Annotated in this window: 16 protein-coding genes; 7 read left to right on the top strand and 9 right to left on the bottom strand. The window is 69.8% G+C overall.

Annotated elements, in window-relative coordinates:
* Positions 1–33 precede the first annotated feature (33 nt).
* Positions 34–531 (bottom strand): lamin tail domain-containing protein, encoded by a 498-nt coding sequence (locus ACZ9QC_RS42965; protein WP_472918103.1) that lies wholly within the window; start codon positions 529–531, stop codon positions 34–36.
* Positions 532–887: 356 nt separating this feature from the next.
* On the opposite strand from ACZ9QC_RS42965, the gene ACZ9QC_RS42960 reads away from it, so the two are divergent.
* The 4 genes from ACZ9QC_RS42960 to ACZ9QC_RS42945 all read left to right on the top strand — a co-directional run bounded on the left by ACZ9QC_RS42960 (position 888) and on the right by ACZ9QC_RS42945 (position 7,535).
* The gene (locus ACZ9QC_RS42960; RefSeq protein WP_472918102.1) at positions 888–1,277 is read left to right on the top strand and encodes a hypothetical protein; all 390 of its coding nucleotides are present in this window, start codon (positions 888–890) and stop codon (positions 1,275–1,277) included.
* A 25-nt stretch (positions 1,278–1,302) separates the two neighbouring features.
* Entirely contained in the window at positions 1,303–3,843 is a 2,541-nt protein-coding gene (locus ACZ9QC_RS42955) for an NACHT domain-containing protein (protein WP_472918101.1), read from the top strand.
* Positions 3,844–4,079: 236 nt separating this feature from the next.
* Positions 4,080–4,376, top strand: a complete 297-nt coding sequence (locus tag ACZ9QC_RS42950) for a trypco2 family protein (RefSeq protein WP_472918100.1) — start codon at positions 4,080–4,082, stop codon at positions 4,374–4,376.
* Between the two features lie 57 nt (positions 4,377–4,433).
* Entirely contained in the window at positions 4,434–7,535 is a 3,102-nt protein-coding gene (locus tag ACZ9QC_RS42945; RefSeq protein ID WP_472918099.1) for a tetratricopeptide repeat protein, read from the top strand.
* A 172-nt stretch (positions 7,536–7,707) separates the two neighbouring features.
* Here ACZ9QC_RS42945 and ACZ9QC_RS42940 read toward each other — a convergent pair whose 3' ends face one another.
* Entirely contained in the window at positions 7,708–7,974 is a 267-nt protein-coding gene (locus ACZ9QC_RS42940; RefSeq protein WP_472918098.1) for a hypothetical protein, read from the bottom strand.
* Positions 7,975–8,171: 197 nt separating this feature from the next.
* Between ACZ9QC_RS42940 and ACZ9QC_RS42935 the strand changes: the two genes are divergently transcribed.
* Entirely contained in the window at positions 8,172–9,446 is a 1,275-nt protein-coding gene (locus tag ACZ9QC_RS42935) for an ATP-dependent DNA ligase (protein ID WP_472918097.1), read from the top strand.
* A 320-nt stretch (positions 9,447–9,766) separates the two neighbouring features.
* On the opposite strand, the gene ACZ9QC_RS42930 is transcribed toward ACZ9QC_RS42935, so the two are convergent.
* From ACZ9QC_RS42930 to ACZ9QC_RS42915, 4 genes are all read right to left on the bottom strand, one after another.
* Entirely contained in the window at positions 9,767–9,967 is a 201-nt protein-coding gene (locus tag ACZ9QC_RS42930) for a hypothetical protein (RefSeq protein WP_472918096.1), read from the bottom strand.
* 763 nt (positions 9,968–10,730) lie between these two features.
* Positions 10,731–11,486: a HEPN domain-containing protein gene (locus ACZ9QC_RS42925; protein ID WP_472918095.1), complete on the bottom strand. Its 756-nt coding sequence runs from the start codon at positions 11,484–11,486 to the stop codon at positions 10,731–10,733.
* Between the two features lie 78 nt (positions 11,487–11,564).
* Complete coding sequence (locus tag ACZ9QC_RS42920) at positions 11,565–11,738, bottom strand: hypothetical protein (RefSeq protein WP_472918094.1); 174 nt, start codon at positions 11,736–11,738, stop codon at positions 11,565–11,567.
* Positions 11,739–12,438: 700 nt separating this feature from the next.
* Positions 12,439–12,708: a hypothetical protein gene (locus tag ACZ9QC_RS42915; protein ID WP_472918093.1), complete on the bottom strand. Its 270-nt coding sequence runs from the start codon at positions 12,706–12,708 to the stop codon at positions 12,439–12,441.
* A gap of 217 nt (positions 12,709–12,925) precedes the next feature.
* On the opposite strand from ACZ9QC_RS42915, the gene ACZ9QC_RS42910 reads away from it, so the two are divergent.
* On the top strand, positions 12,926–13,105 hold the full coding sequence (locus tag ACZ9QC_RS42910) for a hypothetical protein (RefSeq protein WP_472918092.1): 180 nt from the start codon (positions 12,926–12,928) through the stop codon (positions 13,103–13,105).
* Here the strand turns inward: ACZ9QC_RS42910 and ACZ9QC_RS42905 are convergent.
* The 3 genes from ACZ9QC_RS42905 to ACZ9QC_RS42895 all read right to left on the bottom strand — a co-directional run bounded on the left by ACZ9QC_RS42905 (position 13,099) and on the right by ACZ9QC_RS42895 (position 17,294).
* Entirely contained in the window at positions 13,099–13,953 is an 855-nt protein-coding gene (locus ACZ9QC_RS42905; protein ID WP_472918091.1) for a DciA family protein, read from the bottom strand. The genes ACZ9QC_RS42910 and ACZ9QC_RS42905 overlap by 7 nt on opposite strands.
* Entirely contained in the window at positions 13,950–16,136 is a 2,187-nt protein-coding gene (locus ACZ9QC_RS42900) for a hypothetical protein (protein WP_472918090.1), read from the bottom strand. Before ACZ9QC_RS42900 ends, ACZ9QC_RS42905 begins: the two co-directional genes overlap by 4 nt.
* An 858-nt stretch (positions 16,137–16,994) precedes the next feature.
* Entirely contained in the window at positions 16,995–17,294 is a 300-nt protein-coding gene (locus ACZ9QC_RS42895; protein ID WP_472918089.1) for a helix-turn-helix domain-containing protein, read from the bottom strand.
* 114 nt (positions 17,295–17,408) lie between these two features.
* On the opposite strand from ACZ9QC_RS42895, the gene ACZ9QC_RS42890 reads away from it, so the two are divergent.
* Positions 17,409–18,056, top strand: coding sequence for an HAD family hydrolase (locus ACZ9QC_RS42890; RefSeq protein WP_472918088.1), 648 nt, complete (start codon positions 17,409–17,411; stop codon positions 18,054–18,056).
* Positions 18,057–18,060 lie beyond the last annotated feature (4 nt).

Genomic DNA, 18,060 nt, shown 5'->3' with positions numbered 1-18,060 from the left:
CGTTGGGCACTGCAGCGACCGGCTTCAGCCGGCTCAGTTGTGGTAGCGGATGTATCCGTCGCCGTCGGGGTCGGATCCGCTCTTGGTGTAGGAGTGGACGTCTGCGCGGCTGCCGGAGGGCTTGTACAGGTAGATGGTGTCGCGGTCGTTGTTCCACAGGAAGTTGCAGTTGTCGCGGTAGACCACGTTGTACTTGTCGGAGTCGCTGCCGTGGCCGCCGCGCAGCTTCACGTAGTCGCCGGGCTCGAGGTAGTGGTTGGCGGGGAAGGTGAAGTGGTTGCCGGTGGCGTCCTTGACGGCGTAGCCCTTGAGGTTGACGGTCGCGGTGGAGGAGTAGTTCTTGACCGTCAGGTACTCGGTGGCCGTATTGCCGGTGGAGCAGTTGTTGGAGTCCCTACCGGGTGCGTCGTACTGCACGCCGCGGACCTTGAGTGCCGAGCTGTACTCGGCCGCCTGGGCCGACACGGCGGGTACCAGGGCGGCGAGAGTGCCGGCGGTGACGGCTACGGCCAGGATGGAACGCTTACGCAAGAGGATGCTCCTCCACAGTGGAATCAACGGTGCTGTACGTGGAGGACTGCCAGGCGCCTGCGGCAGTTGCACAACATGGGAGCTGTCACTCGTTCGAGTGGCGAGGCCGGCTCGATGAACAATCGCCGGCGCGTCCGGCCATGCGCCGAAGGGGCGTAGGCCTCGTGCCGGTCACAACAGCAGCGTGCGAGAAGCTGGCTGATTCCAATGTCTTGTGGCGTGAGCTCGATGCGTGAGCCGCGACGGCTGCGCTGGGCAGGAGGCGGCTGTGACTGTTTCGCTGCCGGAGCACGCTTCGCGCCGCTAGCGTGGGGGCAGGACCGTGTCGTGGGGACGCGTGGGGGAGGCGAGCGAGCATGGATCCAGCGACGTTAAGTGTCGTTGCGGTGGCACTGGTTGCGACGAAGTTCGGGGAGGGCGCCGCGCTGGAGGCCGGGAAGGCCGCCTGGCTGAAGATCCAGAGTGTCGCGCAGGCCGTCCGGCAGCGGTTGCGCCGTTCCGACGCGCAGAGCGCTGCCTTGGACGAGCTGGAGGCGAGTCCGGGAGACGAGGACGTGCAGGCCGCCGTCGCCGGCCATCTGCGTCGCGAGCTGGAGAGCGATGCGGAATTCGCCGCCACCCTTGAAGCCCTGGTGACCGCAGCCCAGAGTGACCCTGCCACGCAGACGCTGATCGCCCACGCGAGCGGCAACGCCAAGCAGGTCAATGTCAGCGGAAACAACAGTGGGCCCATTTCGTTTTCCTAGACGCCGTCCGCCCCGGCCGGCCACCATGGCGCTCGCCACCGGCCACGCCCGACAGGTCAACGTCCTCCGCGACAACTACGCACCGATCTATTTCACCTCCGCACCCGGCCCCACCCGGTCCCTGCGCCAGCTCCCCCAGGGCACGAAGGACTTCAGCGGGCGCGCGGACCACATCACCGCGGTCGCGTCCCTGATCGGCAACGACAGGCCCGGGCCTCACGTCATCGACCTGTATGGCACCCCGGGCGTCGGCAAATCCGCCCTGGCCGTGCACATGGCGCACCGGCTGACTGGGCGCTTCGACGAGGTCCAGCTCTACGCCGACCTGGGCGAACAGAACGGCGAACGGCCCACCGCCACACAGATCCTGCAGCGGTTCGTCGCCGATCTCGACCCCGCCACCCTCAGTGTCCCGCTCGGCACCCAGGACCTCCCCCAGCGCTACCGCTCCCTCCTCGACGGGCGCCGCTGCCTGATCTTCCTCGACAACGCACAGTCGGCGGACCAGGTCGTGGACCTGATCCCCGCCACAGCCGCCTGCCTGGTCCTTGTCACCTCCCGCATCCCCCTGTCAGAGATCGACGGCGTCCAGCTCCACCACCTGGACCTGATGAGCGAGGCCGAATCCCTGACCCTGCTCGCCGAGGTATCCCAGCGCCGCTGGCCCGGCGCCGACGACGAGAACGCCGCCCGCACGCTCGTCCAGCAGTGCGGCCGCCTCCCCCTGGCCCTGCGCATCGCGGGAGCCCTCCTCAAACGGAAGCCCCACTGGACCGTCGGCAAGCTCGCCGGCGTACTCACCGACGAACGCACCAGGCTCGCGAAACTCGCCGACGGCTCCCGCGACGTCCGCGGCAGCTTCGAGATCAGCTACCGCGGCCTGCACGAGGCCGAGGCTCACGCCTTCCGCGCCCTGTCCCAACTGCCGCTCAGCCGCTTTCAAGCCCGGCACGCCGGCGTGTTCCTCCAAGTGCCGGAGGCCCAGGCGGAGGAACTGCTGGAACTCTTGGTCGACGCCCAACTCGTCGAGACGAGCGACGGTACCCACTTCCGCTACCACGACCTGCTCAAACTGTTCGCCCGCCAGCACTGCGAGAAGGCGGGCGACGACCCCGACGGCACACACGTCGCCCGCTTCCTGGACGTCTACACCAGCGACTTCCTCGACAGCTACCGCAGCCGCCTGCTGGGCAGCCAGTGGTCCGGCGCCAGCCCCATGACATTTCGCGGCCGTGAACGGCGGCTCTCCGCCCCCGACGAGCTCTACATCCCCCAGCACCTGACCGCCACCGAAGAAACCCTGCCCGGCGCCTGGCGCGCACCCTGGCAGGACATCGCCGCCGACCACCGCCAGATCCTCGTCCTCGGCGGCGCCGGAACCGGCAAGACAGTCCTGGCAGACCGCATCTGCTACGACATCGCCACCACACACGACGACGCTCGGCTGGACGTCGCCTTCACCGTCCCCCTGCGCCAGCACACCGGCCGGCCGCACACCCTGGAACGCCTCATCGCCGACTCGGTCGGGCTGCGCCACGACCTGGAGATGTCCTACGAGACGCTCGAACTCCTCCTCACCGAGCGCCGCACCCTGATCATCTTCGACGGCCTCGACGAACTGCCCGTCCGCGACCGCGACCGCGCCCAAGCCGACGTGACCACATTCGCAACGACCTACCCCCAAGCCACCGTCGTCGTCTTCAGCCGCCCCGGCACCTCCGTCTCCGGCCTGCTGGCACGCGGATTCGCCCCGCACACGATCGACGCGTTCACGCCGGACGACATCCGCACCTACCTCTCCCAGTGGGCACACGCCACCCACATGCCCCTGTCCGACACCGAACGACTACTCACCGAAGTCACCTCCTCCCCCGAGATGACCTCCCTGGTCACCAACCCGCTACTCCTCACCCAGATGGCCGCCGTCTACGAACGCCAAGGCCATCTCCCGCACCGGCTGATCGACCTCTACAACAGCACCTACACGCTGCTCTTCGGCGACCGTGAGCTGTATCGGGGCATCTCCCGCTCCGCCATCGGACCCGAGGAGCTCGGCCAGATCGTGTGCCGCCTGGCCTACCAGTTCGTCATCCGGCCCGGCGGCAAACCCGACATGACCGATCACGACTTCACCACCGCACTGGGCCGGGCACTGCGCCACACCGCCCCCGACAGATACGGCTTCTGGCTCACCGACGAACTCCTGGCCCTGTTCTCCGAGTCGGACTTCCCCGTCCGTCCGGCACCGACCACAACCTCCGACACCGAGCCCCGCTGGACCCTGGTGCGAGACCCCTTCGGCCAGTACCTCGCCGCCCGTTACATCGCGCAGTACAGCCGGGAGTGCGAAGTCGTCGACACGGTACGCAGCCGAATCATGAAGGCTGTCCACGCCACGGGCTTCGTCGAAGGCGCCGTCCATACCGTCCGCCTGCTCGACGAGCGGGTCCCGTCCACCGCCAACGAGCTCCTCACCGCCCTCGAGCACGAACTCGGCCAGGCAGCGAATCCCCACGTCCGAAGGCGCCTGGAACAGATCCTCAACGAACTGCGCATGGCCCCCTGATGCCGACGGCGAGACGGAGGACGAACCTGTAGGAGGGCAACGCCTCAAGGGCGCCCTGCCGGAGCGTCGGCGGGCCGGAGTGCGACAGGCTCCCGGGAACGCGACTGCCGTGACGTGGTTTCTGCCAATTTACGCCGGGAGAAGTAGCCGGATGCGTCTCCTGCCGGGCAGGAGACGAGGGAGAGCTGTGGAGGGGGACTGTGGTGGGTAACACAAGCGGTTCGGATCAGGAGTGGATGGACCTGGCGGACGCGATCACGCTGCTGCGTGACCAGGTCGCCGAGGCCCAGGACCGGATCGCCGACCCCGCGGGCCGGGGGGACCGGGGAGTGTTGTTCACGCTGGGGGAGATCACGTTGGACCTCGGCCTGGAACTGACCGGCACCAAGGGCGTCAACGGCGGACTGCGCTGGAGCGTGATCAGCCTGGGCGGCAAGAAGGAAAGCGGCAGCAAGGCCACCCACACCGTGACCGTGAAGCTGACCCCGCACCGGCCCGGAGGTGGCGACATCGACGTCAGTGACGAGGAGTAGACCCTCCAGGCACGTGCCGGAGGCGGCAGCAAAGAAGCGGGGGGAGGGGGAGGGCTGGTGGAGTTCGACCGGCGGGTGCAGATCCGGGTGGACCGGCTGGATAGGGGGCAGCGGAAAAAGGGGTTCGGCTCCGGCTACCTGGTGGGGCCGCGCCTGGTGCTGACCGCCGCCCACGTTCTGGACCACGTGGACCCGGCCGCCGTCAATCCGGTGACGGTGAGTCTGCCAGACACCGGGAGGAAGGAGTTCCCTGCGGTGGTGCGCTGGCAGCGCAAGGACGCCACCGTGGATGGCGCCCTGATCGAGATCACTGACGGCCACGACTGGCAGGCACCGCAGTCCCTCAGTGACCTGCTCACCCGGCCACCCCAGCGCTACGGCCTCATCATCGGAACCCGCCCCCACCCGGTCACCGCAAGCGGCTTCCCCCGCCTGCAGAAAGACACCACAGACGGCCGACGGCTGGATGAACAGTTCGCCGGCCTTATCGCCCCAGGTACCGGCTCCCTGGCCGGCCGCTACGAACTCACCAGCACCACCCCCACCCCCGCAACAGAAAGCCCCGGCAGCGGGACCCGCTGGTCAGGCATATCCGGCGCCGCCGTCCTCACCGACGACGGCTACGGCTCAGACCTGATGTGCGGCGTCATGCGCCGCGACCGCCAAGCCGACAACGGCACCCGCCTGACCGCCACCCCCGCCGCCCGCCTCCTCGACGACGACGCCTTCCGCACCCTCATCACCGAACACACCGGCTGGGAACCCGTCCTCGAACCGGTCGAACCCGCCGCCCTGCTCACCCCCGCCGCCGTCGACCGCAACCTCCGCTCCCCCGCCGCCCTCCTGCGCGCCGACGCCGAAGCCGTCACCTTCCACGGACGCGAAAGCGAACTCGCCGACCTGCACGCATGGTGCGAGAACGGCCCGCCCGCCATCCAGGTCCGCGTGCTGACCGGCCCCGGAGGACAAGGCAAAACCCGCCTCGCCCGCCGGCTCACCGACACCCTCGGCTGGCGCGGCTGGGTCACCGGACACCTCAGCCCCGACCTCACCGACGACCCCACCCCGGACACCGCCCCACCCGACTTCACCACCCTCACCACATCCCTCCCACTGCTCCTGGTCGTCGACTACGCCGAGACCCGCCCCCGCCTGCTCCGCCGCCTCCTCACCCACCTGCACCGCTCCCGCCACCGCCTGCGCGTGTTACTGCTCGCACGCTCCGACGGACAATGGCGCACCGGCTCCCTCCAAGCCACCGCCAACGTACGAGACCTTCTCGAAGAAGCCCCGGTCATCCCCCTCGCCCCGCTCATCCCCACCAGCCACACCGCCCACGACCGGCACGACGCCTTCCACCACGCCGCCCATGACCTCTCTCTCCTGCTGCCGCTGCTCCCCAACCTGCCCGCACACGAGTGGACATCCCTGGCCGGCACACTCCGCCCCCCTGCAGACCTGCACGACCATCGCTACGACAACGTCCTCACCCTGCAGATGACCGCCCTGGTCGGCCTCCTGCAGCACGGACCGCGCCCCGTCGACGCGACCCCCGGCACCCCACCGGAACGCACCCTCCTCAAACACGAGGACCGCTTCTGGGAAGCCAGCGCCAATTCACCCGCCTACAGACTCGGCCTGCCCGCCCCCACCCTCGGCGCCGCCGTGGCAGTGGCCGCCCTGTGCGGCGCCGCCACGAAAGACGAGGCTCTGCGCGTCATCACGACCCTGCCCGGCCTGCCCGCCCACCAGACGGCACCCGCCGCCGCCTGGCTCGCCTCCCTGTACCCGGCCGACGGCGACCGCTACTGGGGCTCCCTCCAACCCGACCGCATCGCCGAATACCACGCCTCCCACACCCTCACCGAAGACGACATCCCGCTGCCCGCCCTGCTCGGCGCAGCAACGCCCGGACAACAAGCCCAGCTCATCACTGTCCTGGCCCGCGCCGTCATAGCTCACTACAACACCGGCCGCACGAGAGCCAGCGAACAAGTCCTCCACACCCTGAACACAGCCCTGGACACCACTCCCCTGACCTACCAAGGCGTCCAGACCGCAGCAGACGCACTCCCCTACCCATCCCGCATCATCGCCCCCCTTGCCCTGCGCCTCACCACCGTTCTCTCTCATGCCCACCTGCAACGTGCCGCGGGTAACCCCGCCTACGAAGCCGACCTCGCGCGCTCGCTGTCCAGGCTCGGTATCTGGCTGGCGGAGGCGGGGCGGTGGGGCGAAGCCTTGACCGCGACCGAGACGGCGGTGGAGATCTGCCGTCGGCTGGTGCAGGGCGATCCGGCCGGCTACGAACCCGACCTCGCCGCCTCGCTGTCCAACCTCGGTATCTGGCTGGCGGAGGCGGGGCGGTGGAGCGATGCCCTGACCGCCGAGCAGGAGGCGGTGGAGATCCGGCGTCGGCTGGTGCAGGACGATCCGGCCGCCTACGAACCCGACCTCGCGCGCTCGCTGTCTAACCTCGGCAACCGGCTGGCGCGGGCGGGGCGGTGGAGCGATGCCCTGACCGCGACCGAGACGGCGGTGGAGATCTGCCGTCGGCTGGTGCAGGACGATCCGGCCGCCTACGAACCCGACCTCGCGCGCTCGCTGTCTAACCTCGGCAACCGGCTGGCGGAGGCGGGGCGGTGGAGCGATGCCCTGACCGCCGAGCAGGAGGCGGTGGAGATCCGGCGTCGGCTGGTGCAGGGCGATCCGGCCGCCTACGAACCCGACCTCGCGCGCTCGCTGTCTAACCTCGGCAACCAGCTGACACAAGCGGGGCGGTGGAGCGAGGCCCTGACCGCGACCGAGACGGCGGTGGAGATCCGGCGTCGACTGGCGCAGGGCAACCCGGCCGCCCACGAACCCGACCTCGCCACCTCGCTCACTGTCTTCGCGATGCTTCTGGCAGCGGAGGGCGACTTCTCCCGGGCGCTACGCGCGACGGGGGAAGCTGTGGAGCTCTACCGCAGTCACGTCGCCACAGCGCCGTCCGTACTCCTGCGACTTCACGCCTTGCTGGGCCTACAGGCGGATCTGCTTGAGAAGATCGGGCGTAAGGCGGAGGCGGAGGCAGTCCGTCGTTGGCTGAGGGGGAATCCGCTTCCGCTCGATTCGCAACGGCTCCCGGAATCAACGAGAAACGACGTCCACGGAAAATGACACAGCCAGCGCAGGAGTGTCGGCCGGGCCGCCGCCGGCAGGCCGACGCGTTCGGATCGGTTGGTTCGCGTGTGCACGCGAACCAACCCGACAGCGAGCGGATCCCGTCGTCGAGCGGTCCGCTCGCCGTCACGCCGCCCTTCGCGAAGGAGGAGAGGCGGAGCGGCGGGGATCACGGGCCAGGCGACGTGGCCGAGGACCGGGGCGTCGTGGGGTCGGGTACGGCCGGGTCGGCCGCCGCCGGATTTCCGGGGAGCGCGAGCACTGCGGCGAGCAGAGCCCCGACGGCGGCCGCGGCGCCGATCGCCTGCCCCAGGTCTCCCCTCTCCTGCGGCACTCCGGCCTCGTTCCTGCGCTGGCTCCACCGGTAGACCATGATCCCCACGGCCCCGGCGATCACGAGGATCACGAGGGCGCTTGCGCTGACCTGTACCGTCATTGTTAGGCCCTCCTAAGGGCTGCCGGCCTGCCCGTCGGACCCCGCCAAGAGACGAACGGGCAGGCCACCTCATATGCGGAAACACGCGATGCTCGGCTCCTCGCCCCGCGGGTTCCGGATCCCGCGGGAGGCGAGCGGCTCGGCCGGTCGCGGCGCTCAGAGGACTTCTCGTTGCCTGCTTCGAAGCATAGGGAGCAATGCGCGCGCATCGGGTGGCTCACATACGCACTAGGGGGCGCATGGCCGGTTCCTCTGTGCTGGAGTCGGATTGCCGCTGGTCAAACGAGTGCGTGACGTGCAGGGCAATACCGCTTCGCCGGACGGATTCTCAACGGGTTCGAAGTCTTTCCGAGGGCATCCGGCAGCAAAGTGCCTGGCCAGACCGCCAGGATGATGCCCAGCCATGGGGCGGCAGGCGCCATGGAGGGGGCGCACGGGCCATGGAGGGGGCGCGGGGAAAACTGGGTCGAGACCGACATAAAGCCCATTTGCGGGCAAAGGCCCGTACCTTCACGTGTGTGCTCGGACCTGCCGCAGGTGGCGGCCTTTTCCGCTCGGCGGGCGGTTCGTGCTCTGCCCGGCTTACCGTGAGTTCATGGAACTGCCTGTTCGGGTCGCTCTGGCCACGTCGGCTCCCGTACTCCCCGTCGGGCCGGGCTGGTGGTACGAGCCCAAATTTCGACGGGCACCGGGCCGTACTGGTCCGGGACGCCGACGGGGCCCGGCTGTTCTCGCGTTCGGGGCGTAACATCACCGCGATGTGGCCTGATGTCGCGCTGGCCGGGATGGCGTTGCGGCCGGGCACGGTCTTGGACGGCGAGTTGGTGATCTGGCGGGGCGGTGCGCTGGACTGGAGCGCGGTGCAGTCGCGGGCAGCGTCGACGCCGGCGCGGGCCCGCGCGCTCGCCGTGGAGCTGCCCGCCTCGTATCCGGTGTGGGACTGCATCGGCCACCCTGTCCACGGTGACCTTCGGGGACGGCCGTACGTCGTCCGTAGGGGCTGGCTCCTGGACGTGCTCGGCGATCTCGGGCCTCCGATTCAGGCGGTGCCCGCGACGGATAACGTGGAGACGGCTCGTGACTGGTACGAGAGCCTGCGGCTGCTGAACATCGAGGGTCTGGTCTGCAAGCCGGGGTCGAGTCTCTACCGGCCGTCCCGGATCTGGATCAAGGTGAGGCATTCGGAACCGCTTGATGCGCCGGTGGTCGGCTACACCGGCCCCCGCTCACGTCCGCGCGCACTCGTGGTCGAGCTGCCGGGCGGCCGCCGCGCCTTGTCTCAGCGGCTCACTGCGCCGCTGGCGGCGGATGCGGCCGCGCTCCTGGTCGACGACGAGCCCCGGCATCTCGAAGCGACCCGCGACGGCACCCGGTACGTCGCGGCGGGTCACGCGCAGGCGGAGGTGATGGCGGGCAGCACCCGGCATCAGGTCGTGACGGTCTCCCGCCTGCGGCACGCAGAGACAGACTGATATGGAACGCGCGAGCGATACTGTGTCGGGTCCGGTGGAGGCGCGGGCCGTGGCGCCCGGAGACGGCCCGCACCCGGTGGTGTGGTCGTGGCCGCCGTGGACCGGCCAGCTTTCCGGGTGTGGCGAGGGGTGCTCGGCAGTGGTCGCCGCACCCGGGCTCGTGGCGCCCCGGGGGCTGCGGGCCTACCAGCACCGCGCGGCAGCGGCCGGCCTCGCCCTCCTCGGCAACCGCGTGAACTGACTCCGGCCCGTACTGCGCCTTCCTCAACTCGGGTGAGGTGCGGGGGCCCGGTGCGGACCCCCGCAGAGTGTTCAGGTCATCATCCGCGGTGGACGCATCCCTTGAGCAGGGCCAGGGCGGCTGCCCCGGCGAGCATCAACCCTGCCGTAAGGCCCTCGGGGACGAGCCCCGCGAGGTCTGCGGCCTGTACCAGAGCCAGGCCGGAGACACCGGCCAGGCCGGGTGACGGCTTACGGATCCGGAACAGGTCCGGCTCCTCGGGGGTGGGGCGATCTGACACGATGGAATCTCCGTAGTTGTCGGCTGATTGCTCGGACGAGACGCGGAGTACGAGAGGTCGCCCCGGACCAGGGGGCGGCCTCTCCCGCGTCTGTGCACTATCAAACCGCAGGTCACACGCCCGGTGCGCACGACTGCCCCTCACAAGTCACATGCAGGAAGGCGCAAATAACCAGCGCCGGTCGTCGTTTGGGCCGCGCTCGGAGGGGTTGCTGTGCTGCGACAATGGGTGACTGGATGGTCGCTTCAACGGGGGTCTGAAAATGCCTTCAAGTCTCCATGCCAGACCCCAAAAATGTGACGACCGTCACGGCGCCACTCCGACCTTCTCCGGCGTTCGTACTCGTGCAGCAGCGTAGGGAAGTCGACTCCGTATGGGCCGATGACCTTCGCGCGCGGGATGATCGCTGACAGCCTCGTTGCCGGGGCCGTGTGTCTGCTCCCGCCGGTTCAGCTGGTGGATGCTTCGCCCCGTGCCAGGGCGCGGGCGCGGTCCATCGCCGCGGCGACGTCCCGCGCTCGCGCTGGGTGGTCTGGCGGTGAACGCGCCGAAGGCGCCCGCCAGACCACCCCGGAGGGCCGCCAGGCCCTCCGGGGCGTCCCCGCCCGACCTGTGACCCCCTGCCGCCACCCCCCACCGGATCAAGCACTGACCCCTACCAACCACAGGCTGAAGCGGCCCTGCGCTCGTAAGGTCCTCAATACCCTCGGCCACCTCACGAGGCGAGCAGCGCGATCTGACCACACAGACGCCCTAGCTCCGTTCAGTCCTGGGTCAGTTGATCGAGCGCGTCGATGATCTCCACGATGATGGCAAGGTCTGCTTCAACCTCGGCAACGCTGATCGCGGCGCGGCCCCTGCCGCTTCGATCGCCCGTGTGTGCAATGAGGTTGCGCCGCTCGACGATTCGGTCCAGCTCTTGCGTCGAGGTCTCCTTCGCGACCTTGCGGATCTTGTCAACCTGAGTGAAGAGCTTCTTCTTATCGACGAGAGAGAAGAGCTGGCCGATCTGCGCAGGTGCGGGGCTCGCCCGTTGACGGACTTCGAGTTCGACGACCTGGCGAAGTCCCCATGCCTTCTTCGTGTACTTCTTCTCGATCGCCAGGTAGTCGTCGACGGTGAGTGAGAGTTCCAGCAGGCGGCTGGGTGGCTGGTCCTGCTTTATGGCGGCGGGGTAGAGCTCCATGACGCGGTCGGCGCAGAAGGTCTCGATTGCGGCGCAGGCCGCGACAAGTGCCTGCCGAAGGAGTGGCCTGAGATTGGGCTCGTCTAGACGCTCACGCCACTCGGCATGTCCCGGCTTGAAGGTGACGAACACGCGCTCGTTCTCCAGGCACTCAAGGTCGTCCCAGTACTTCTGTGGAAGGGACAACGCGCTTCCCAGACGCTGCCTGAGCTCGACGCGCATCCTTCGAACTCGCTGGTTGCTCAGCAACTTGGCGAGTTCGACCAGCATCTCGGCGTCCTGCATGTTCAGGTTGAACGCGTCGCGTGCTGACATCTTCGGTGGTGCGCCCATCAGGCCTCCGACTCACTCGGTCCGATCGTCGGTGCATTCTCTCGCTGCTCCGCCTCGTGTCCGCAGACAGTGCAGGGCTTACGGAGTGCTGGGCTCGCCGCTGATGCGGGCGACGGTCTCGGCGAAGGCGTGGTGATCGGCGACGGCGTGCCGGGCACGTGCCCAGGGCCACCCGAAGAAGTGCCGCTGAACCGGCACAGTCAGCGCGAGCAGCAGTTCCACCTTGGTGATCTCCTCCCGTTCGGACAGCACGACCGCACGCGCCTGGCTCGCGTAGTCGATGGCGAGTCGGATGATGCGGGAGTTTGGGTAGCTGCCGGCGTACGTCGAGGAGCCACACGGTGGTCTCGTCGAGCTGCTGCCACCAGCGGTTGCGCTCGTTCATCACCCGTTCACGCATGACGGGCGTCCAGTTGGGATCGTCGGCCGACGGTAGCTCGATCTTCTGCAGCAGGGAGCAGGCGGAGATGACGCGCAGCATGCTCGCGCCGAAGGTGTCGCGGGCGGTGTGGACCTTGCCCAGCCGTTTCTTGCGGGCCTCCATGCGCGGGGTGACGAACAGACCGACCGCGAGGGTGGTCACCATGGCGGTGACGGCGGCCACCAGCAAGGTCAACAGGGTGTTGGGCATGGGGGACATGTTTCCCGCACATCACCTCGCGGGTCCGCCCGGACGGTCAGCTCGTCGGGCCCTCGGTCTCGCCTTGGGCGGTCCCTTTCCTGTGCACCCGCTCGCGGCCGTCGGTCTCCTCGATAAGCTGGATCACCACGGCCGGGCCGGTGCCGTAGAGCCCGATCCATTCCCTGTGCCGGTCCTGCGCGTGTCCGGGACGGCACACTCGCCCTCGACGACGGGGCCGTCGGTCTGGAACTGGAGTCGGGCGAACCACGGGTCGCTCCTCGTCTCGGTGCATCGGACCATCATCGCGCCTGGTGCCGTGCTAGGAGGCGCTCAGCCGGAGCGCAGCGCCTCGTCGCAGTCGTCGCACACCCATTTGCGCTTGTTCCGGGGGAACCACGGGGCACCGGGCCCGCTCGGGGTGTACGAGCGCTTGTCCATGTCCTCGGTCGACTTGCCGCAGAACGTGGTGTCGCCCGGATCGCCGGGCACCACAGGATCAGCGGGCGCGGCGTGCACCTTCCCGGTGTACGCGACCGCGTCCCCCGGACCGAAGTCCTCGGACATCCGCCTGCTGGACTCCTCGACGACGACGATTCCCATGCCTCCCACGGTGGGGCCACAACCGGCCAGCCGCACCCCGGAAGCCGGACTACGGGGAGGCCGGGTGTGCGCCGTCCGCAGCAGTGTGAGCAGAACCCTGGGGCGATTCGTAGTCAGTAAGGCAAGGGCTCTCGCGATGCGGGAGCTGAGTCGGGGGTCTGCTCGCCAGGATTTGGCCGTCGCAACGAGCAGACCCCCCAGCCGAAAGGACCCGTACGTGGGTAACCATTTCGACGAGACCACCGCAGTGGTCGTGGTGACCATCTTGGTGGGGCTTTCCCTCAGTGGAGGAGCTGTCTGGATCGCTTTTAAGAACGAGCGCTTGGGCGCTGCCCTCCTGGTCGGTATCGCCGTTGCCGCCCTCGTGTACGGACTGGTCACCAGTTCCGTTCAGTAGTTGATCATCAGATCCCCGGTCAGTCGCATCAGCCAGCTGGCCGGGGATCCTGTTCTCCGCATCGTTGCCCCCATATCGGACGCCCGGGCGGCGCGCTCTTGTCGGGCCCGGCGCAGCGCGGCGGCCGCGGCCTGGCGGCGGCGCTGCGCGCGGGTCACCTCGATCGGGGCGGGCACACCGTCCGGCACCGTCTCGGGGTCGGGGAACGCCCGCCGGCTGAGCTCGCGCATCGCACGGTTCTGCCGCTCCACCGCCTCCGCGATTCCGGGATCCACCCGGGACGGCGGCGCGGCCTCACGGTGCGCGGCCAGGGCGCGGTGGTAGCCGTTGCACGCGGCCTCTCTGGTCTTCGCCGGGCCCGTCGGCGCGTCCAGGCCGGTCGGCGCGGTGTCGTCCGGCTCAGACGCGGGGACGGAGCCTGGTGCCAGGATCCGCAAGGCGCGCACGACCGTCCGGCCCGCTGCCTTGTTGGCGGCGTCGACGGTGCGGATCTGCTCTAGGCGCGTCTTCGTCGCCCAGGCCGACGAGTCGGGGCACACGGTGAGCTGGCCGGAGTCGGCGTCGTACCCCACGGCCGCGACGTGCCCCGCGAGTTCGGGGGCGATGGCCTCCCACCGCTGTCGCAGCGTGGCGCCGGCGGCCGGCAGCTCCCATGCCCGCTCGGTGACCAGCGCGCCGATCGCTGCGCCCAGTCCAATCGGCTCGCGACCGTCCCGGCGCACCGTACGGACCCCGCGCGGCGACTTCTGCTTCGTCTTCTGGCCGCCGCCGTTCTTCCGGGCCTGCTCCATCGCGGCCCGCAGCGCGACCCGGGCCAGGTCGACGCCGGACACCTCGCCGCCGCTCATGCCTGCCCCCAGGTGGTGTGCCCGAGGACCAGGTGGCGGGTGCCGGACAGGCGCTGTGCCTGGTCAACCAGCTGGTTGCTGAACAGGCGCCTCGCGGACGTCTCGCCGTACTGGTCGATGTGGTCGAAGACGACCTGGTGGTCCTTCATCGCCCGCACCCGCCAGTCGCGTACCTGCTCGCGGGTCAGGTCCTCGAGGACCAGCTCCTGATCGTCGTCGACGTCGGCGGGCTCCGGCTCCGGGGCGGGGACAACGGCGGCCGGACGCGGCGCGGGCAGCACGATCGGGGTCACCGACGCGGCCGGGACGCCGGGGGCCGGCTGCGCGGCTTTGGCACGGAGCTGAGCTGCGGCGGCCTTCCGGGCGCGGTACTGCTCCCACTCGCGGGCCTTCGCCCACGCCCTGGCCGTCACGCTCTCGTGCAGCTGCCGTTCGGCGGCCGTACGACGCTCTGCCTCGGAGGCTCCGGGCATCGCGGCGTCGACGGCGGCCGCGACCGCGTGGCGCTGGGCACGGCGGTCGACCTGCCGGTCCTCGCAGCGCGGGCAGTCCCGGCCGGAGTCGAGCAGCATGCCGTCGTCGCACAGGGTGTCGCCGCACTGCTGGCGCTGCGGCAGGCCCCGGCCGATCAGCCAGCCCACCGGGTCCTTGATCGGCCCGGCCAGCCGCATCTGGTCGTCCAGGCGCCGGGCGACCCGGTCGGCGAGGACCTGCGGCGCATCCGTACGCCCGGCGAAGCCGACCACCCGGGCCAGCTCGCTACGGGCGGCGGCCTCCACCAGCTTCCGGGCGGCCGGACGCTCCAGGCGCGCCCACACCAGGTCGACCGGAGCCAGGACGACCCGCAGATCTTCCGGAGGCAGAGGCACCCTCCCCCGCTGCTGCCTGCCCCGACCTTCACCGTCCAGGACCCGCATCGGAGCGCCAACCGCCGGCCCGAGGCCGCCCTTCATGCCTTCGACGACCGGGGACTTCTCCTGCTGTTCCCCGCGCAGCGGGCCGCCGTCCTCGCGCACGCACGCGCGGTCCGGCAGACCACCGATCGCCCCACGGCCTTCGCCGGAAAAGCCGCCAGAGAGCGCGAGAGACCCACCGGGAGTAACCCCAGAAGCGTGGAGAGCGTGGTGCTGTGCAGTTGCGGCGAGGTCTGCTGATTCGCCGATCCCGTCTTGCCCGGCACCCTCGATCCCAGTCGTCACAAGGGTCTCGCCCGTCTCGCCGGACCCAAGATCTCCGGATGCAGTACCGGCGAGGTCTGAAATCAGAGCCTTGGCGACCTGGCGGGCCTCCCGCACAGCCACACCGTGAGCCTCGGCGACCGGCACCAGGCGCACCCGCGACTGCGCGTGCAGACCCGAGCCGGTCTCCTTGCGCACCACGTCGGCCACCCCGTGCTCCTGGAGGCGCTTGAGCACCTTCGCCCCGGCCGCCGCCGTGCAGCCCAGCAGCCGCGCGACCGTCGCCGCCGGACGCCCACGACCGGTGTCCACCGACCCCGGGCACAGCTGCAGCCAGCCCGCCGAACCCGTCGTCAGCACCATCAACAGCAGCCCGAGCCGATCCGTCGCAGCCCCCCGGCCCGTACGCCCGGCGAGCAGCCCGGCCGGGACCGGCGCCTTGTCCTTCGGCACCCACCCCGGACCGAATAGCACCTCGATCAGGCTCAGCAGCACCGCCAGCTCCGAGCGGGACAGCGCCAGCGCGTGCCGCCGGTCGCCGGCCTTCTGGGCCCGGTACATCGGGATCACCCAGCACTCCAGGCCCGTCGCGTGCCCGAAGGCGTTCGTCGCGACGTTCGAGCCGAGCAACCCGGCAGCGCGCAGCTCGGGCAGCACGGTGTGCGCGACCGTCGACTGGGAGACCCCCAGCCACCGCCCGAGCTCCGCCGCCCAGATCGACGCCTGGTAGTCCTCGCGGACCTTCGACTTCGCCGTCAGCACGACCGAGGCCAACCGCGCGCCGTCCGACGCACCGGCCAGCGCCGGAGACGACACCAACGCGCGCACCGCGGCGAGCAGCCGGGCCCGCATCGACTTCGACAGCTGGAGCGGATTGCCCAGCTCCAGCGGAACGACCGGACCGGCCTGCACCGGAATCGACCGCAGCCGACGGCGCGAGGCCCTGCCAGCGAACTCCGTACGCGGTCGCGGGAACACGGCGGCCGACGCCGCCACGGCACTCACCGGACTACCCGGACGCACGAGAAAGAGATCATCTTGGCAGCCTTGCGCAGACCGCCTGTGGACAGAGTCCGAGAAGCGGCGAGACCCCCGGTCCCTCCCGCCCGGCGGGCAACAACTTCCGATCGCGTCCCGCCCCACGGGACGGAGCTCCGGAACACCGTGGCGGCCCGCGCCGCCAGGAGGACATGGGTCCCCCTCTCGGTATAGGTGTCGCGGACCGGGGTCGGTGTGACACTCCACCCCGAAGAATCTTCGCGACTAATGCCGTGAACAGGGCAAACAGACTGTGCGAATCCCGTCACGCGGGAAGGGTGGGGGGCTCGAACCGGTGTGAATCGGGCACGGTCGAGCTGACAAGGGGACACGAGGTCGTGCACTATGGCGGGGGCACCAACTCTCATAAGCGAGCCGGACCACCCCGCAACGCGGGACAGCCGACGAGCGAACTGGGAACACCGGTCCTCTCCGCAAGGAGCGGACCGGGAGACACCAAGCCCCCTCCGTGAGGAGCGGGTGAGCGTCACCACCACGGCCTGTGGTGGGGGGAGATTTCTCCTCTCGTCTGGGTCCTTCTGCAGAGCCCCTGTCAGGGCCCCGCAGGTGAGGGTGAAGCGCCGGCCGTTGTCAGCGGCCGGGGTGTTGCTGGTGGCCCTTGTCAAAGGGGCCGACCCGCTTGTCAAAGGCGGGGTGGTGCAGTGGGAAATGCAGTGGCTCGATGAGCCGAGGCTCGGAACCGGGTGTCAAGCCGGAACCGAGCAGCCGATCCGGGGTGTCAAACCCGGTCGGAACGAAGGGCCGCGCGAGGCCGAGTGGATTGTCAGTCCGCTTTTGTGGCGCGCGCGGCCGGTGGCGGCTACGTCACCCCGACCCCCTTGATTCCGAGGCTGGCGTCGGCATGCCCTCATCCTGCTTCGCGGCCTCGGGGTACCGCTCCGCAAGCCGGTTGAGTAGGTGCAAGTAGACAGCGCGATGCGGACGTCGGGGGTGGGTCTGCCCCAGCTCCCAGCGAGCCACAGCAAGACGCTTCACGCCCACCGCCTCCGCGACCTCCTGCTGCGTGAGGCCGGCCGCGAGGCGCAGCTGCGCGCGCACAGCAGGCGGCGGCAGGAGGTCGTCCACAAGGGCGTCGACCCGCTTCAAGCGGTCCGGGTCGGTCACGGCGCAGCCTTTCAAGATCGATGGTTCCCTGAAAGATACACGACGTGATCCCTTCCGGGGAGTGGCCGTCACCGCGATCCGCATGCCGCACGACGCCCGATAGGGTCCGTGCCCGTGGCCCGCCTCGTGTTCTTCGATCTGGACGGCACGCTGGCCGACCGGCAGTCGGCGCTCAGCGACGCCGTGACCGACCTGTGCCGTTCCCGCGGTCTCCCCCCGACCGCCGATCAGTGGCTGCGCACCGAACTGGCCGACCGCGCGACCACCGGCGACTTCGCCCGGCTGCGGGAAGCATTCCGGCTGGAAACGCCGGCTGCGGACCTGTGGCAGGACTACGTCGACCTCATGGCGGCCGCCGTCACCTGTCGCCCCGAGGTCCTCGAGGGGCTGGCCCGCCTGCGCGCGGCTGCATGGACAATCGGCGTCATCACTAACGGGGCCGGCGACATCCAGCGCGCCAAGCTCGCCGGGACCGGTCTCGCCGACCTGATCGACGGCGTCGCCGCCTCGGGCGACCTGGGGATCCGCAAGCCGGACCGGCGCCTCTTCGAACTCGGGGCTACCCGATGCGGCATCAGCCTCGCGGACGGCGGCTGGATGGTCGGCGACAACCCGACTGGCGACATCGGCGGCGGCCACCAGGCTGGCCTGCGCACCATCTGGCTGCGTGGCCGCCCCTGGCCCGACGGACTCCCCGCCGCGCACCACGTCGTCGACGACGTCACCGACGCCATCACCATCCTGCTCAACGAGACGGAGTAGCACC

It is taken from the genome of Streptomyces sp. HUAS MS02 (assembly GCF_055702265.1).
Note: the sequence above shows the minus strand (reverse complement) of the source record. Positions and strands in the feature narration are given on the sequence as shown.

Bases quoted from the DNA above. Each gene is read 5' to 3' on its own strand.
- ACZ9QC_RS42960 (WP_472918102.1), top strand. From the start codon at position 888: ATGGATCCAGCGACGTTAAGTGTCGTTGCGGTGGCACTGGTTGCGACG.
- ACZ9QC_RS42955 (WP_472918101.1), top strand. From the start codon at position 1,303: ATGGCGCTCGCCACCGGCCACGCCCGACAGGTCAACGTCCTCCGCGAC.
- ACZ9QC_RS42950 (WP_472918100.1), top strand. From the start codon at position 4,080: ATGGACCTGGCGGACGCGATCACGCTGCTGCGTGACCAGGTCGCCGAG.
- ACZ9QC_RS42940 (WP_472918098.1), bottom strand. From the start codon at position 7,974: ATGACGGTACAGGTCAGCGCAAGCGCCCTCGTGATCCTCGTGATCGCC.
- ACZ9QC_RS42935 (WP_472918097.1), top strand. From the start codon at position 8,172: ATGCGCGCGCATCGGGTGGCTCACATACGCACTAGGGGGCGCATGGCC.
- ACZ9QC_RS42925 (WP_472918095.1), bottom strand. From the start codon at position 11,486: ATGGGCGCACCACCGAAGATGTCAGCACGCGACGCGTTCAACCTGAAC.
- ACZ9QC_RS42915 (WP_472918093.1), bottom strand. From the start codon at position 12,708: ATGGGAATCGTCGTCGTCGAGGAGTCCAGCAGGCGGATGTCCGAGGAC.
- ACZ9QC_RS42905 (WP_472918091.1), bottom strand. From the start codon at position 13,953: ATGAGCGGCGGCGAGGTGTCCGGCGTCGACCTGGCCCGGGTCGCGCTG.